At 70.7% G+C, this 16,590-nt stretch carries 11 protein-coding genes; 7 read left to right on the forward strand and 4 right to left on the reverse strand.

Translation table 11 applies throughout. The features are described from left to right. Positions 1–159: 159 nt before the first annotated feature. Both JS756_RS25725 and JS756_RS38585 read right to left on the reverse strand, forming a co-directional pair. On the reverse strand, positions 160–444 hold the full coding sequence (locus JS756_RS25725) for a transposase (protein ID WP_205385571.1): 285 nt from the start codon (positions 442–444) through the stop codon (positions 160–162). Continuing rightward, entirely contained in the window at positions 432–1,106 is a 675-nt protein-coding gene (locus JS756_RS38585; protein ID WP_438817345.1) for a transposase, read from the reverse strand. The genes JS756_RS25725 and JS756_RS38585 overlap by 13 nt, the downstream gene beginning before the upstream one ends. 194 nt (positions 1,107–1,300) lie before the next feature. Between JS756_RS38585 and JS756_RS25735 the strand changes: the two genes are divergently transcribed. The 3 genes from JS756_RS25735 to JS756_RS25745 all read left to right on the forward strand — a co-directional run bounded on the left by JS756_RS25735 (position 1,301) and on the right by JS756_RS25745 (position 11,259). Then, positions 1,301–2,503, forward strand: a complete 1,203-nt coding sequence (locus tag JS756_RS25735; RefSeq protein ID WP_205385572.1) for a serine/threonine-protein kinase — start codon at positions 1,301–1,303, stop codon at positions 2,501–2,503. 109 nt (positions 2,504–2,612) lie between these two features. After that, positions 2,613–5,657: an SNF2-related protein gene (locus tag JS756_RS25740; protein ID WP_205385573.1), complete on the forward strand. Its 3,045-nt coding sequence runs from the start codon at positions 2,613–2,615 to the stop codon at positions 5,655–5,657. 1 nt (position 5,658) lies between these two features. Further along, positions 5,659–11,259, forward strand: a complete 5,601-nt coding sequence (locus tag JS756_RS25745; RefSeq protein ID WP_205385574.1) for a DNA methyltransferase family protein — start codon at positions 5,659–5,661, stop codon at positions 11,257–11,259. A gap of 51 nt (positions 11,260–11,310) precedes the next feature. On the opposite strand, the gene JS756_RS25750 is transcribed toward JS756_RS25745, so the two are convergent. Together JS756_RS25750 and JS756_RS25755 are read right to left on the reverse strand one after the other, a co-directional pair. Further along, positions 11,311–11,499 carry a DUF397 domain-containing protein gene (locus tag JS756_RS25750; protein ID WP_205385575.1) on the reverse strand — a complete coding sequence of 63 codons (189 nt, stop codon included), beginning with the start codon at positions 11,497–11,499 and terminating at the stop codon, positions 11,311–11,313. Then, entirely contained in the window at positions 11,496–12,350 is an 855-nt protein-coding gene (locus tag JS756_RS25755; RefSeq protein WP_205385576.1) for a helix-turn-helix domain-containing protein, read from the reverse strand. Before JS756_RS25755 ends, JS756_RS25750 begins: the two co-directional genes overlap by 4 nt. Before the next feature lie 160 nt (positions 12,351–12,510). Between JS756_RS25755 and JS756_RS25760 the strand changes: the two genes are divergently transcribed. The 4 genes from JS756_RS25760 (at position 12,511) to JS756_RS25775 (ending at position 16,583) form a co-directional block, all read left to right on the forward strand. Continuing rightward, the gene (locus JS756_RS25760) at positions 12,511–12,963 is read left to right on the forward strand and encodes an ATP-binding protein (RefSeq protein ID WP_205385577.1); all 453 of its coding nucleotides are present in this window, start codon (positions 12,511–12,513) and stop codon (positions 12,961–12,963) included. A 136-nt stretch (positions 12,964–13,099) separates the two neighbouring features. Beyond that, positions 13,100–14,398 carry a DUF262 domain-containing protein gene (locus JS756_RS25765; protein WP_205385578.1) on the forward strand — a complete coding sequence of 433 codons (1,299 nt, stop codon included), beginning with the start codon at positions 13,100–13,102 and terminating at the stop codon, positions 14,396–14,398. After that, entirely contained in the window at positions 14,395–15,585 is a 1,191-nt protein-coding gene (locus tag JS756_RS25770; protein ID WP_205385579.1) for an AAA family ATPase, read from the forward strand. Before JS756_RS25765 ends, JS756_RS25770 begins: the two co-directional genes overlap by 4 nt. 53 nt (positions 15,586–15,638) lie before the next feature. Then, complete coding sequence (locus JS756_RS25775) at positions 15,639–16,583, forward strand: hypothetical protein (RefSeq protein ID WP_205385580.1); 945 nt, start codon at positions 15,639–15,641, stop codon at positions 16,581–16,583. Positions 16,584–16,590: the final 7 nt, after the last annotated feature.

Raw genomic sequence — 16,590 nt, forward strand, 5'->3', positions numbered from 1 at the left:
CCCGCCGCGAACGTGCGCAAGCCCCGCCCTGAGCCCTTCCCGCGCGGCGCTGTTCCGCCCCCGGCTGCGAACCACCGTGCGAGATCAGCCCGGGCGGAACACGCTCAGGCCGGGCCGCCGTCGTACGACGCGGACCACGTCGCCGTAGGGCCGGCTCCTTCACGAGCGGGTAGATCCTTTTCCCGCCCGGCGCACCAACTCGATGAACACCTTCGGCGAGCCGTAGGTGCCCCCGGACCGATGGAAGATCTCCTCGATCTCCTCCGCCAGGTGCTGCCGGCGCACCTCCCGCTCGGTCGGCGGCCGGTCACGCCACTTGTAGTACCACGACTCCCACACCCCCAGAGCCCGGCAGGCGACGCGATGCGGTATGCCCTCCTCGGCCTTGCAGCTGCTGATCACCCCGACCGCGACGGCCGGGTCCGCCTCAGCTACTTCACCCACAAGGCCACGAATCGCTTGCACACATCACGCTCCGTCTCCAGCTCGCGGATGCGCTTGTCCTTCTCCCGTGCCTCGGCCCGCAGCCGCTCCAGCTCCGCCCGCTCGCTCTCCCGCAGACGACCGCCGGGAGACGGCTCGGCCGCCGGCCGGTCCGACGACGGCGACCCATTGCGCCGCGCCCGCGACACCCAACTGTGCAGCGTCCCGGGAGGGATGCCCAGATCCTCGGCCACCTCCGGAATCGGCTTCCCGGTCTCCGTCACGATCCGTACCGCCCCCTCACGGAACTCGGCGTCGTAGATGCGTTTCCTGGATGCCATGACCCCAGCTATCCCTCCGGTCACGGTCTCCACAGTAGGAGGGGAGATGCACTTGTCGACGTCCTGCTGGACGACAAGGACATCAACGCCGCCTGGCAGGTAGCTCACGAGCGCGGTGCCCAAGACGGCCAGGGGCCTACCCTCGCCGACCAGTCCCGCCCGACCCGCCCCGAGGATGCCCCTTCCATCCACCTCCGACTCGCAGCCCGCCTCACCCGCGAGACCGGGAACCTCGCCTACGAACAGCTCGGCAGCCCGCTCCTGAGCATCCGCGACTGCCACCGCCGCCTCGGCACGCCGGACGGCTTCATCACGTACGCCACCGGCCTGCGCGCCGCCCACAAGCGCAAGCGGAACCTGACGCGGCTGATGGACGAGCACGGGCTGCCGGGCACGTGACGGAGACGGTCGTGCCGCTGGGCACCTCTGGGCAAGGCGGTACAGGACGGTCGAGGACCTGCATAGACTGCCTCCCGGTCCACGTACGTCCACCGCGCGGACGTACGGGGTGCGGACCGCGAGGGGGGCGTGACGCCATGGAACCGCTGAGGGACGACGACCCGAAAGAGATCGGGGGCTTCGCCCTCGTGTGCCGGATCGGCTCCGGCGGTATGGGCCAGGTGTTCCTGGGCGAGTCCGCGGCCGGCCACCAGGCCGCGGTGAAGGTCATCAAGCCCTCCGTGCTCGACGAGGACACCCGGGCGCGCTTCCTGTCCGAGGTGGAGAGTCTGCGTACGGTCTACGGGCCGTTCGTCGCGGCCTTCGTCGGTGCGGACGCGGATGCGGATCGACCGTGGCTCGCGGTGGAGTACGTCCCCGGACCCGATCTGCGCACCCTGGTCTCCGGCCGGGGGCCACTGCCGCTCGCCGAGACAGCCAGCCTCGGGGCGCTGCTCGCCGAGGGCCTCGGCACGGTCCACGACGCGGGACTGCTCCACCGAGACCTGAAGCCGCAGAACATCCTGCTCTCCCCCTACGGCCCCAAAGTGATCGACTTCGGTCTCGCCGTGCTCGCGGAACGCCGTACCACGCTGACCGCCACCGGCTTCGTCGTCGGCAGCGTTTTGTGCATGCCCCCGGAGCAGGCCCGGGGCGAGCACCAACTGGACCGGTCCGCCGACGTGTACGCGCTGGGTGCGGTGCTGCTCTTCGCCGCGACCGGCCACTACCCCTACGAGGGGCCGACCTGGCAGTCCGTCGCTCTGATGATCGACGATCCGGCCATCGCACCCGATCTGACGGGCGCCCCACCGGAGCTCGTGCCGCTGATCACGGACATGCTGGCGCCGGATCCGGCCGCTCGGCCGACCCTGCCCGAGGTCACCGAGCGGCTGGTGCGAGTCATCCGTGAACAGGGTCTGACCGCGCTCCAGGCCAAGCGCCGTCTCACCGACCTGACGCCAGAGATCAGCGTGCCCCCGCTTCCCGCACCGGCCGCCCCGCCCGCGCAGGAAGTCCACGCACCCCCCTACACGCCCGCCGTCATCGACGAGGCGGCGGTCGAGAACGACGAGCAGGAGGCTCCGACCACGTCCCCCGGCGCCGGGCGGCGCACCGCGGAGCGCGAACCCGACGGGGACGACCCGGACGCGGGCGCCTCCGACCGCCGGGAGACCACGCCCTCACAGCCGGACACCCGCCCGCGCCCACGCGGCGGGGTGACCGCCGTCCGGCCCACCGCGCCCTTGAGGATCGCCGAGCGGATCCGTGCCGGGTACGCCCGCGAGGCCCGCTTCTGAGCAGGCGCGGCCCACGCGCCCGATCCCGTACGTCCCCCTTCCTCCCCGTGACAGACTTGCGGGGGCGAGAGCGACGACACACGGAAGACGCAAGACGGAGGGGCGGCGAGTGACCGACCAGGGGGCGACGCAGGACGGGACCCGGTTCCCGCCGGGGGCACAGATCCTCGTACGGGACGAGGAGTGGCTGGTCCGCAACACCACCACGACCGATCACGACGGGGAGCGGATCGAGGCGGTCGGCGTCTCGGAGTTCGTCCGGGACGAGGAGGCCGTCTTCTTCAGCGGGATCGACACGGTGGAACTCCTGGACCCGGAGAAGACCCGCCTCGTACCCGACACCTCCTCGTACTTCCGGCGCAGCCGCCTGTTCCTCGAAGCCGCCCTGCGCAAGACGCCGCTGCCCCAGACGGAGCGGGGCCTCGCCCTCGCAGACCGCTTCCTCCTGGACCCGCTCGTCTACCAGCAGCGCCCCGCAGAGCTCGCCCTGTCCCTGCGCAACCTCCGCCCCCGGGTCCTGATCGCCGACGTCGTCGGCCTCGGCAAGACCCTGGAGATCGGCCTGACCCTCGCGGAACTCATCCGCCGCGGCCGGGGCGAGCGCATCCTGGTCGTGACCCCGCAGAGCATCCTGGAGCAGTTCCAGCACGAGCTGTGGACCCGCTTCTCCATCCCGCTCGTACGGCTCGACTCGCTCGGCATCCAGCGCGTCCAGCGTGAACTTCCGGCGGGGCGGAACCCGTTCACGCACTACAAACGGGTGATCATCTCTGTGGACACCCTCAAGAACATCGGGCAGTACCGGCACCACCTGGAGCGGATCCGCTGGGACGCCGTCGTCATCGACGAGTCCCACAACCTGATCAACCCGGGCAGCCAGCGCCGCGCCCTCGCCGAGACCCTCGCCCCCCGCACGGACGCCCTGCTGCTCGCCAGCGCCACCCCGCACAACGGGGACAAGCGGTCCTTCGCCGACCTGATCTCCCTGCTCGACCCGGCAGCCATCGCCGACCGCGACCACTACGACCCGGCCCAGGACCTCGGGCACCTCTACATCCGCCGCACCAAGATCAGCCCCGAGGTCCGGGACGAGATGGGCACCGAGTGGCCGGACCGGGGCCCCACCGTCTCCCTCCACTGCGCGGCCACCGAGGCGGAGGAGAGGGTCTTCGCCGAACTGGCCGGGCACTGGATCCCCGCCCCGCCCACGAGCACGGAGTTCGGCACCGCGGGCCAGGACCCCGTCTCGGTCGCCGTCGAACCGGTCTTCGCCTACAACCTGCTCAAGACGTTCCTCTCCTCGCACGTCGCCCTCGGCGAGACGGTCACCCACCGCATCGCCTCCCTCACCGACCGGGTCCGCAGGGCCGAGGAGAAGGGGCTGCGCCCCGACCCGGCCATCGCTGTCGAGCAGGCCGCCCTCGCCCGCCTGAGGGAGATCGTCTCCGGTATGGGCGACGGCACCGCGCCCGGTGACTCCGCGAAGCTCGACGCCCTCGTCGCACAGCTCAAGGAGATCGGTGTCGGCCCCCGCTCCGCCACGCGGGCCGTGGTCTTCTCCGAACGCGTCCGCACGCTCACCTGGCTCGCCGAGGTCGTCCCCGCCCGCCTGGGCTTCCCGGTCGGCGCCGACGGCACGTCGAAGGCCGTGGCCGTGATGCACGGCGGCCTCAGCGACGACGAGCAGGCCACGGTCCTCGAAGCGTTCGGCCTCGCCGACACGCCCGTCCGCCTGCTGTTCACCGGCGACGTCGCCTCCGAGGGCGTCAACCTGCACCGCCAGTGCCACCACCTCGTCCACTACGACATCCCGTGGTCCCTGATCCGCATCGAGCAGCGCAACGGCCGCATCGACCGCTACGGGCAGAAGCACGAGCCCCGCTTCCACGCGCTGATCCTCACCACGGCCGTCCCCGGCGCCAAGGACGACCGCACGGTCGCCGAGAAGCTGCTCCGCCGGGAGGAGGAGGCCCACAAACTGGACGGCACGGCCGAGGCCGTCTCCGGCCTCTACCGGGCCGAGGAGGAGGAGCGCCGGCTCATCAAGGAACTGGTCCGGGGCGGCACGGTCGAGGAGTTCCTGGAGTCCGCCCCCGCCGACGACACGGCGCTGGCCGACCTGTTCGGCCAGGTGGACACGATCACCGAGCAGGAACTGCCCGCCCGCGCCGAGCTGATCTCGCTCTTCGACGGCGACACGGCCGACTTCGTCGCCACCGCCCTCGACGAGGTGTACGAGGAGCGCGCCGAGGACCTGATCGGCCTGGCCTCGGGCACCGACGCCGAGGGAGGCGCCTACTTCTCCCTCTCCCCGGCCCTGGCACCCGACCTGCTCCACCGCCTCAAGGCCCTGCCGCCCTCCTACCTCAAGGAGCAGCGTGTCGCCGAACGGATGCTGGTCACCTCCGACCGCGCCCTCGCGCAGCGCAAGCTCACCGAGGCCAGGGACAGCAGCACCACCATGTGGCCGGACGTCTCCTTCCTCACCGACATCCACCCGGTGGTGGAGTGGCTGACGGACAAGGTCCTGGTCGAGTTCGGCCGGCAGGAGGCCCCGGTCATCACCACCCCGCACGTGGACGGCCCGGTCTTCCTCGTCCAGGGGATCCACTCCAACGCCCTCGGCCGCCCGACCGTGGTCCGCTGGATGGCCGTGACCGGCATCCGGCCCGACGGCACCGGAACGCCCGACGTGTGCCCCATGGCCGACGCGCTGCGCGACGCGAAGGTCGGCCCGCGACTCGCCCGCACCGGAGACCCGCGGGACCTGGACCGGCTCCAGGACCTCGTCCCGGCCGCCGTCGCCGCCGCCCGGCACCACCTGGAGGCGGGCAGGGCCCAGTGGGAGGAGCGGATCAGCGAGCCCCTCGCCGCCTACCGCGAGCATGTCGCCCAGTGGCGTGCCGAATCCCTGCTGCCCGGTGTCACCGGCCGCCGCGAGCGCCTCGTCGAGGAGACCGCCGACGAACTGGCCCGACTCCTCGACCAGTTGCACACCAGCGGCCGCCCGCTGCTGCGGGTCCTCGCCGTCCTCGACCGCCCCGGCGTCCCCGACGCTTCCGGAGCCGGGCCGGGCGCCCCCGCGGCCGGCTCCCCGGACCCGGCCCCCGCATCCGACGCCGCCCACCCGTCCGACGCCCAGGCGGAGAACTGACGTGACGTACGACTCGCTGGTCAACCACGGCGACTACCTCTCGCCGCACTACCTCGCCGAGGTCCTCCCCAAGGACCTCAAGGCGAAGGACGGCCTCCTCACCCGCTGGGCGGCCTTCGAGGAGACCGAACGCCGACGCCACGCCGACGCCGTCGCCGACGCCGCCCGCCAGGGCCTCGGCCCCGACTCCGTACTGCCGCGCGTGCGTACCCCGCGTGAGGGCCTGCGGGCCCTGCACGGCCCCTACTTCGCCGGCCGCGCCGCACTCGCCCAGGACGCGGCGGCGCTCGCCGAACCCGGCGCGCCCGAACCCGAAGGGTGGCGCAAGCGGTGCACCGAGAGCCACCTGGACACCCTGCGCGCCCTCGGCTACACCGACGCCCACGAGCAGACCGTGACCGTCCACCGCGCCGACCGCGAGTACACGGTCCAGGTCGTCCACGCCGAACCCGGCCTCTACGCGGTCGCCTGCGGCTGGACCACCGAACCCGACGCCGCGCTCGACCCGGACGGCCCCGGCCGCCTGCTCCACCCGATGGAGACGGAGACCTCGGCGCCCGACCTCACGGACGCCAAGGCCCTCACCGACTTCCTCTTCACCTGCGACACGCCCCCGCGCCACGTCCTCCTGCTCGTCGGCGGCGTCATCGTCCTCGCCGACCGCCTCGCCTGGCCCGAAGGCCGCTACCTGTCCGCCGACCTCGACGCCGCCCTGCACCGCCGCGACGACCGCCACGGCGGCGAACTCGACACCCTGGCAGCCCTCTTCGGCGCCGACTCGCTGCGCGTCCCCGCCGAGGGCGGCACCGCGCCGCTCGCCGCCTTCCTCGACCGGTCCGGCAAACACGCCGTCGGCGTCTCCACCGAACTGCGCGAGGGCCTGCGCCTGAGTGTGGAGTGGATCGCCAACGAGGTCCTCGACCGCCTGCGCGAGCCCGGGAACGGCGTCACCCCCGCCGACCTGGACGACCCGGCCCGCCTCGCCAAGGAACTCAGCCGCGAGTCGCTGCGCTACCTGTACCGCATCCTGTTCCTCCTGTACGCGGAGGCCAGCCCCGCCCTCGGCATCCTGCCCTCCGACTACCCCGAGTACGAGCAGGGCTACGGCCTCCAGCGCCTCGGCGACCTCGTCCTGCGCGACCTCGTCGGCGACCGCTCCCGGCGCGGCTTCCACCTGTACGAGTCACTCGACCTGCTCTTCGAGAAGGTCGAGAACGGCCACCGCCGCTACGGCACCGAGCCCGAGGACCTCGCGGCACAGGCCGCGGCCCGCGAGGCGGCACAGGCCGAGCACGAGGCGGCACGGCTGCTCGCCGCCGGCACGATCACCCAGGCCGAGTACACCGAACGCCTCCGCGAGGCCGACCGCGCCCGCCGCGCCGCCGCCCGCAGCACGAGCGCGGGCCTGCGCTTCGAGGCCCTGCGCTCCGAACTGTTCACCAAGGAGGCCGTCCGGCTCATCTCGGACGACCAGATCGAGAACCCGGCCTACGAGGGCGGCGAGGGCGAGAAACGCCGCCCCTTCCTGGACACCCGGCTGCGCAACGAGACCCTGCACAAGGTGCTGCGCCGCCTGATGCTCACCAAGGGCAGGGGGCGGGAGCGCGGCGGCTTCATCTCGTACGCCCAGCTCGGCATCAACCAGCTCGGCGCCGTGTACGAGGGCCTGATGTCCTACACCGGCTTCATCGCGGACGAGGAGCTGTACGAGGTCGCCAAGGGCGGCGACCCCTCCGGCGGCAGCTGGATGGTCCCCGCCTCCCGCGCCGGGGACTACGAGGACGCCGTCTTCGTCAAGCGGACGAACGAGGAGACGGGCCACCCCGAGCGGGTGTCCCACCCGAAGGACTCCTTCGTCTACCGTCTCGCCGGCCGCGACCGCCAGACCTCCGCCTCCTACTACACCCCGAAGTCCCTCACCGAGGTCACCGTCGAACTCGCCCTCAGGCACCGCCTCGACCAGGACGGCACCACCACCCCGGCGAAGGAACTCCTGGAGTGGAAGATCTGCGAACCGGCCCTCGGCTCGGGCGCCTTCCTCAACGAGGCCATCGACCAGGTCGCCGCCGAGTACCTGCGGCGCCGCGAACGCGAACTCGGCCGCCGGGTGGACCCCGAGCTGCGGCAGATCGAGCTCCAGAAGACCAAGGCGTACATCGCCCTGCACAACGCCTACGGCGTGGACCTCAACGCCACGGCGGTGGAACTCGCCGAGGTCTCCCTCTGGCTCAACTCCATGCACCCCGGCATGCGGGCCCCCTGGTTCGGCCTCCACCTGCGGCGCGGCAACTCCCTCATCGGCGCCGGCCGCAAGGTCTACCAGGCGGACGTCCTGCCGGGTGGCGGATGGCTGGCCAAGAAGAACACCCTGCCGCCGACCGACCTGCCGTTCCGGGACGGCCCGCTGCCCCAGGGCGCGGTGCACCAGTTCCTGCTGCCCGCGATCGGCTGGGGCGCGGTCGCCGGGGAATCGGAGGCCAAGAAGCTCGCCGAGGACGAGGCCAAGGCGCTGGGGCGCTGGCGCAAGGGCGTCCAGAAGGCCCCGAAGGCACCCAAGCCCTTCCAGGAGCGCGGCGACGAGACCGCCGAGGCCCGCCGCAAGCGCTACGAGCGGTGGCGCAAGGCCGCCGACAGGACCGAGCTGCACCGCCTCCAGGGCGTGGCCCGGCGCGCCGAGTTCCTGTGGTCGCTCGTCGCGACCCGCCTCGAACTCTCCGAACGGGCGGTGTCCCGCCGCGTCGACGTGTGGGGCGCGGACTGGCTGGAGCAGTCGGCGGAGGCGGAGGACAAGCAGAAGGTCCTCGACGACCTGACCCGCCACGGCACGCCGTACTGGCGCCTGAAGACCGTCATGGACGCCTGGTGCGCTCTGTGGTTCTGGCCGCTGGACAAGGTCGGTGAACTCGACGGCACGGACGCGGTGTACGGCACGGGCGGGGCGCTGGTCGACGAGTCGTCGGTGCCGGGGCTGCTGGGGGGCGGCGTGGCGGTGGAGCCCGCCGCTCCGGTGGAGCAGGTGACGCCGGTAGCGCAGGTGGCGCCGGTGGAGCCGCCGTCAGGCCCCGCGCCCGGGGACCAGTTGTGGCGGACGGCCGGTCTGTTCGACGACCCGGACGGGGAGCAGGAGGAACTGGACGAGGGGCTGGCCTCCGGCGCGGCCAAGCGGAACACACCGGTAGCCGCCCGTAAGCCGCGTGGCGGTGGCGGTGGCCGGTCACCGGAGCGGAACACCGTCCCGCTCCAGAACCTCGGCGACTGGCTGGACTTCCTGGAGAGCCTCCTCGGTACCGCAGACATGCCCGAGCAGTCGCTGCTCTCGGGCATCGAGAAGCTGGGCCCCGACGAGGCGCTGGAGCTCCTGGCCGACGTGGAGGACCGCCTGGAGGGCTTCCTCGGCATGCGCCCGGCGACGCAGATGCCGTTCCGCTACCCGTGGCTGAACACGGTCGAGGACATCGCCGGGACGACGGAGAAGGACATAAAGGCGGAGGACGGCCACGGCTTCTTCCACTGGGAGCTGCACTTCGCCCACGTGTTCCGGGGGCCGGGGGGCGGATTCGACCTCCAGGTGGGGAATCCGCCTTGGGTGCGGCCGAGGTGGGAGGAGAACCCCGTTCTGGCCGAGCATGAACCGTGGTTCATGCTCACCGAGAAGCCGACCAAGGCGGAACGCACCCGGCGACGTGACGAACTGCTGAAGTCGCCGCGCGCCCGCGCCTACCTGCTCACCGAACTGGCATCGACGAGTGGTACGAGCGAGATGCTCGGCTCAGGGCCGGTGTATCCCCTGCTCGCCGGGACCCAGCCCGACCTGTACCGGGCATTCATGTGCCAGACGTGGCAGCACATGGCGCACGACGGCTCCGTGGGTCTGGTCCACCCGGACTCGCACTTCAGCGGCGACAAGGAAGGGCGGTTGCGCGAGGCCGCGTACACCCGCCTGCGGGTACACGGAGACTTCGTGAACGCCGGCAACCGCTTCTTCCCGCCACCGGTGGGCAGATCCAGCCACTTCGGCGTGCACGTCTATGGGCAGGCGGGTGAGATCGGCTTCGACCATCTGTCGTGGCTCTTCTCCGTGGATGCTTTGCGACTGTCGGCGCAGGACGACGGCACGGCTCCCGATCCCGGGGTCCGCTACGGCGAGAGCTGGGACGAACGCCCGCACCGCAAGCGGATCGTCCGTGTGGACGAGGCGATGCTGGCCCGGTGGCAGAAGCTCACGGGCGACGAGACACAGCCCGTGCGCCAGGCCCGGTTGCTGTCACCGGTGAGCACGGCGGAGGCCCAGGCGATCGAGGCGCTGGCGGACTACTCGTTGCGACTTGCGGAGTATGAGCCGCAGATCAGCAGCGGTTACCACGAGAGCGGGGCCAAGGCGGCCGACCTCATCGACTACAACACGCCGGACGACGCGGGCATGATCCGGCGGCCGGCTGACTGGTCCGAGGTGATCCTAAAGGGCCCGCAGATCGGCCTGGCCAATCCCATGTTCAAGCAGCCCAGCCAGGGCGGCGGAGAGGTCCTGGGGCTCAACCCGCTGACCCTCGCGGACGACGCGGTTCCCGAGTCCGAATACGTATATGTCGCGAAGCCCGAGGTCTACCGGGCCGCGCAGGACGTGTGGAGCGACGGCAGGACCTTGGAGCAGCTCAAGCAGTCCGAGCGTGAGGTGACACGGGCGCAGGAGGCGGCGGCCGGGCGCTTCGGGGTGGAGGTCTCGGACGTCACCGAGGAGCAGGTGGAGGCGGAGCTGCTGCGACGGTTGCGGCGGCCGTACACGGAGTTCTACAGGGTGGCGTGGCGCAAGATGATCGCGCCGGATACGGAGAGGGCCCTCTACACAGCCTTGTTGCCTATTGGCGCCGCGCACATTGATGCCTTGCGGAGCGCAGCACTACCTGACAACCGGAGCACCGCGATGCTGGGTGGTTTCTGGGCATCGCTTCCGGTTGACTATTTGCTACGCACGGTTCGAGTAAGAAACCTTGATGTTGCTCCGGCGAGACGGTTGCCTGCGCCAGCTGTTGACCACCCACTGGCCTCAGCGCTTTTGTTGCGTACCTTGCGCCTGAACTGCCTCACGGTTGCTTACGCGGAGTTGTGGAGGGAGCTCTATGAGCCGACCTGGCCCGGCTACGAACCGTGGGCAGCCGAGTGGGCGGATATGCAGCCTCTCCACGAAGTCGGTCCAACGTGGAAGCGGACAACCCCGCTCCGGACTGAGCGAGCGCGTAGGGCCGCACTCGTGGAAATCGACGCACTGGTCGCTGTCTGGCTCGGAGTGAACGCGGACGCACTCGCAGCCATGTACAAGGCCCGTTTCCCGATCATGCAGGACTTCGACGCCGTCACCTGGTTCGACGCCAACGAGCGCAAGATCGCCGGCGACCGCTACACGTACGGATTCGGCCAGACGAAGCAGCACTACGAGCACTTCCTCGCCTACCAGAAGAAGGAGCGGTCCGAGCCCCCCGAGGGCTACACCGCACCCTTCTACAAGGCGGAACGCGAGGCGGAGATGCGCGCGGCGCACGCGTACTTCTCCGCGCGGCTCCAAGAGGCCATCGACAAGGGGAAGTGGACGCCAGCCGCGACCTGAACGACGTCGTCCCGCACCGGACCCGACCGGCGCGGGGCCCCGCGTGCGGGATCAGTCCTGTGTGACGTACGTGACGAAGTCGGCCCACGCGGTGGGGGAGAGGGCGAGTTCGGGGCTGCGCTGGTCTTTGGAGTCCCGCACATGGATGACCTGTGCGCCCCTCGCCACCTCGACGCAGGCGTCACCGTCGGAACCGCTGTAGCTGCTCTTGAACCAAGCCCGTTCGTCGATGCTGCTCATAGCGCTCCTCGAAGTTGCTTCAGCAGGCTCCTGGAAGCCTCGGAGGTGAGAGCCTGTGAACGCAGTCTCGCATACCGTTGGAGCATGATGCTGACCTCCTTCGGGTCCGAGATCAGCATGCCGCCACGTTGGCCTTCCGCATAGCTGAACCACTTGTTGTCCGGAGACTCCAGGAGCATCAACGGCCCGTCGAACCCAGCGTGATCCGGCTGGTGTCGAGGCATGATCTGCAGCTCGACGTTGTACTGCAACGACCGCTCCAAGAGGCTGTCGAGTAGCTCCCGCGTCACGTCCGGGCCACCCGTGCCGCGCTCGACTAGTGCCTGCTCAATGACGAAGCTGAACGTGATCGGTGGCCTGCGCTCGAACAGTTGCTGGCGTTCCAACCGGGCCACCACCTGCTTGGCCACCTGCTCCTCATCCTTCACGGGCGGCACGCTCTCGGTCACGGCCCGCGCGTACCGTTCGGTCTGGAGCAGGCCGGGAATCACCCGGCACTCGTAGGTCCACAAGGTGACCGCGTGCGTCTCCAGCCGCGCCCACTGCCGGAACCAGCTTGCCAGCCCCGCCTGCCGCGACAGATGCGGCGCGGCCTTCCGCAGAGCACCCGTGCCGCCCAGCACCGGCTCCGCCCGCTCCACGAAGTCGCGGTCCGGCATCCGGCGGCCCTGTTCGACCGAGGCGACCGTGTGCTTCGAGTAGCCGACCCGCACGCCGAACTCCTCGCGGCTCAGGCCCGTGTGTTCGCGTAACGCCTGGACGACCGCGCCGAAGGTGCGCAGACTGTCCGACGCCCCCGGTTCCGCGCCGCCCGCCGCCCCCGTACCGCCGTCCGTGCTCTCGTAGGCCACCGCCGGACACCTCCCGTGCCACCCGCCCGCCGTACCGCTTCGACTTCGCCCATCGTCACGCACCGTGACGCGTACTGTCCACCGAACGTGCGCGTACGCTGACCCGGCGTACGCGCTCCGGCCCTGGTGAACCCGCCCCACCCCGCGGCATTTTGGGCGTATGACCGCACCGTCCACCCCCGCCGCGAACACAGTGCCCGTCACCGTACGTGTGTTCACCCAGCGTTTCAGCTCCACCCCGCGCGGCGCCCGCCTCGCCCGGCGGCTCGCGCTGCACCAGCTCGACACCTGGGGCCTGCCGCACGGCAGCCCGGCTTCCGAGACCGCCGCCGTGCTCGTCGCCGAACTCGCGGCCAACGCCGTCACGCACGGCCGGGTCCCCGGCCGGGACTTCGAGCTCGCCGTCAAGCTCCTCGGCCGGACCCTGCGAATCGAGGTCTCCGACGCCCGGGGCGAGTGCCGCCCTCCCGCCCCGGGTGTGCCCCGTCCCGCGCACCTCGCCGAGAGCGGCCGGGGCCTGTTCCTGGTCGAGGCACTCGCTGACCGGTGGGACGTGCTCGACCGCGTCCCCGTCGGCAAGACCGTCGTCGCCGAGTTGGACCTGACCCCCTGACCGCGCCTGCGGCCGGGCGTTCCGGTGGCAGCGGGTGCGGTCACCGGGTCGTCGCGCTGACAGTCCCCGGTGCCGTCTATAGGCTGAGTCGGGCACGGCATCGGGCGGTGGCAGGCGACGGAGGGCGACGGGCGGCATGGCGGAGGCCGAGGACGACGAGGGCGGCCGGGGCGCCGAAGGGAGCCGGCCGACCGCCTCCCGGAGCTACGCCGTGGCGGAGGACGTCGACCAGCCGGACTCGCTCCTCCTGCCGCTGGGATCACCGCTGGAAATCGGGTCCGACGGCCGGCCGACCGGTGTCGAGCTGGAGCTCCCCGCCGACGGCGAGGACGAGGAGCAGCACGGCGCGTACCGGGACGCGGACGGCATCTCCGCCCCGTTCCGGCCCGAGAGCATCAGCATCCGCACCGAGACCACCACCGTGGACCTGCTGCTGTCCCGGCTGCGGGAGGGCATGCTCGACCTCGCGCCGGACTTCCAGCGCCGCTCCGGCATCTGGAGCGATCGTGCGCAGAGCCGGCTGATCGAGTCGCTGCTGCTGCGCATCCCGATCTCCAACTTCCACATGGCGCAGGGCGACGAGGACAAGTGGGCCGTCGTGGACGGCGTCCAGCGGCTCACCGCCATCGCCCGGTTCATGGAGCCGAAGCTCACCGGTCTGGGGCCGTTGGCCCTCCGGGACATGGACTACCTCTGGCAGCTCGACGGCAGCACCTACCAGGACCTCACCGGACGGCTGAAGATCCGGCTGCGCGAGACCCAGCTCACCGTGCACATCATGCAGCAGGGCACCCCGGAGAAGGTCAAGTACAACGTCTTCTCCCGGATCAACACCGGTGGCATGCCCTTGAGTCCGCAGGAGCTGCGGCACGCACTGGTGAGCGGGACCGTACGGACCTTCCTCGCCGACCTGGCCGAAGACCCCGCGTTCGGTGAGGCAACCCGGTGGAGCGTGTCCGACGCGCGGATGGCCGACCGGGAGATGGTGCTGCGCTTCCTCGCCTTCCGGCTGACCAATCCGGTCGCGCACACCGAGAAGGACTTCGACAAGTTCCTCATCGACGCCATGTACCGGATCAACACGTTCACCGAGGAGCGGCGGGAGCAGCTGGCACGGGAGTTCCGGGTGGCCATGGGGTGCGCGCGGGACCTGTTCGGCGACCACGCCTTCCGTAAATGGCGTGGCGGGAAGCGCAGTTCCTCCGCCGTCAACAAGGCGCTGTTCGAGGCGGTCTCCGTCAATCTCGCACTTCTCGACGATCAAGAGCGGGGCAGACTGGTAGCGTCGCGGGCGAAGGTGCACGACCGCTTCTTCGAGCTCATGGACAACTGGGACTTCGACCGGTCGATCTCCGTGGGTACCGGGGACCCGGCGAGGATCCGCACCCGATTCCAGGAAGTGGCACGACTGTTCCGAGGGGTGGCCGAACAGTGATCGACCGACTGACGCTGCACAATTTCAAGGCCTTCCAGCACGCGGAACTCCCGCTCGGGCCCCTCACCCTCCTCACCGGGCTCAACTCGTCCGGCAAGAGCAGCGTCCTCCAGTCCCTCGCACTGCTCCGCCAGTCCCACGAGTCCGGCTACCTGGCGGTCGCCCCGCTGCTGCCCGAAGCCCGCCGGGCCGGACTCCGCACGAGCGTCGGCAACCAGGGCTTCCTGCTCAACGGCGAACTCGTCGGCCTCGGCACCGGAGAGGACGTCCTGCACGAGGACTTCACGGAGGACGAACCCCGGATCGGCCTCGCCGTGGACGAGGGGCCCTACCACTACGGTTGGACCGCCGCGTACGAGCCCGAGCAGAACCTCCTGCCCCTGTTGGACGCCGACCTTCCCGGCACCTCCGAGGGCGAACGAGAGCGGCCGACCGGGCCGGAGGCCGAGACCCCGGCGTTCCTCACCGCCCCCTTCCAGTACCTGCACGCCGACCGGATCTCGCCCGCCGAGTTCTACCCGCGTGACCACCAGGTCGCCATCGGCCGCGGCTTCCTCGGTGTGCGCGGCGAGCACACCGTCAACTTCCTGCGTTACCACGGCGAGGACACGGTTCCGGACGGCCCGCTGCGCCACCCGAAGGCCGTCTCCGACCGCCTGATCGACCAGACCGCCGCCTGGATGGGCGACCTGTGTCCCGGAGTCGACATCGAGACCGTCGCCATCAAGGGCACGGACGTCGTGAGCCTCTCGTACGGCTTCCAGGGGACGCTGGGTGCCACCCGGCGTCGCCGCCCCAGCAACGTCGGCTTCGGCCTCACCTACGTTCTGCCGATCGTGGTGGCCTGCCTGAGCGCCCGCCCCGGCTCTCTGATCCTCCTGGAGAACCCGGAGGCGCACCTGCACCCGCAGGGTCAGACCCAGATGGCCACGCTCGCCGCCTCGGCCGCGTCGCAGGGCGCCCAGGTGATCATGGAGACGCACAGCGATCACGTGATCAACGGGGTGCGGCTCGCCGTCAAGCAGAAGCGGCTCTCTCCCGGGCGGGCAGTGTTCCACTACTTCCGCGGTGACGGCACCGGCGTGGACTTCGTCAGTCCCCGGGTCGACGCGGACGGCATGCTCGACCAGTGGCCCTCGGGCTTCTTCGACGAGCTGGAGAACACGCTCGACCAGCTCATCGGCTGACACGCCCGGCTGGGGAGGCGGGGCAAGGCGCACACCGTCGCGGAGGGGGAGACGTGCCGCAGCTGTTCCTGAACGAGAAGTCCTGCGAGACGCCGGCGGATCCGGATCGGGTCAACCACGCCATGACGGAGTTGGTGAAGGCCATCGTCGCGGTCCTGCGGGTGGACCGCCCCGGCACGGTACTGGTTACCCGGGAGCCTCTGAAGGCGTTACAGCTCGCCCAGGGCCACCCCATCGCCAAGTGGATCGGCACTCCGGGCACCAAGGAGTTGTGGCAGCGCCTGCTGCTGATGCAGACCAAGTACCCGCACGACACCGCTTTCCCCACGGGCGAGACCTTCTCCGAGGTCGCCTACACCCACCACGGCGTGCCCGTGATCGGGTTGGGCGCCGCGCACCTGATGGGCGGCGTCGGCGTGTCCCTGCTGCTCGACCCCTGCTGGGACACGGACCAGGTCACCCTCGAACGGGAAGAACTACGCGACGACGAGGACGGAGCTTCGGTGTGCACCGAGGTCGAGGTCCCGCACGCGGCCACCCGCGAGCACGTCGCGTCGCTCGCGCCGTGGATGCGGGCGGAGGCCGAAACCGCCCTGCGCTACGACCTGGACGGCATCCTGACCGGTACCGAACTGTGGGAGCGGTGCGCCGAACTCTTCCCCTGCCTGCTCTTCCTGCCCCGCGTGGAGGCACAACTGCGAGAACTCGAGCGGTACTGGGTCCACCCGGTCCGCAGGCGGCTGGCGGAGATGGACCGGGCGGTCCTGCTCTGGGACGCCGTGACCCACCCCGACGGCCCGCAGTGGGGTTCCGTCGTGACGCCCGAGCACGCGAACCGCAAACGCGACTACTGCGAGTTCACCGACCTCGACGGCACGCTCCGGTACTTCGACACCCACCTGCGCTTCACGCCCCACGCGGGACGAGTCCACTTCCGGTTCGTGAAAGCCACCCGGAAGGTACATATTGCCCATATCGGCCGCAAGCTCGGCATCTGAGGCGTCG

Source organism: Streptomyces actuosus, assembly GCF_016921115.1.
Classification (GTDB): Bacteria; Actinomycetota; Actinomycetes; order Streptomycetales; family Streptomycetaceae; genus Streptomyces; species Streptomyces actuosus_A.

Coding starts and splice junctions, on each gene's coding strand:
- JS756_RS25735 (WP_205385572.1), top strand. CDS start 1,301: ATGGAACCGCTGAGGGACGACGACCCGAAAGAGATCGGGGGCTTCGCC.
- JS756_RS25750 (WP_205385575.1), bottom strand. CDS start 11,499: ATGAGCAGCATCGACGAACGGGCTTGGTTCAAGAGCAGCTACAGCGGT.
- JS756_RS25760 (WP_205385577.1), top strand. CDS start 12,511: ATGACCGCACCGTCCACCCCCGCCGCGAACACAGTGCCCGTCACCGTA.
- JS756_RS25765 (WP_205385578.1), top strand. CDS start 13,100: ATGGCGGAGGCCGAGGACGACGAGGGCGGCCGGGGCGCCGAAGGGAGC.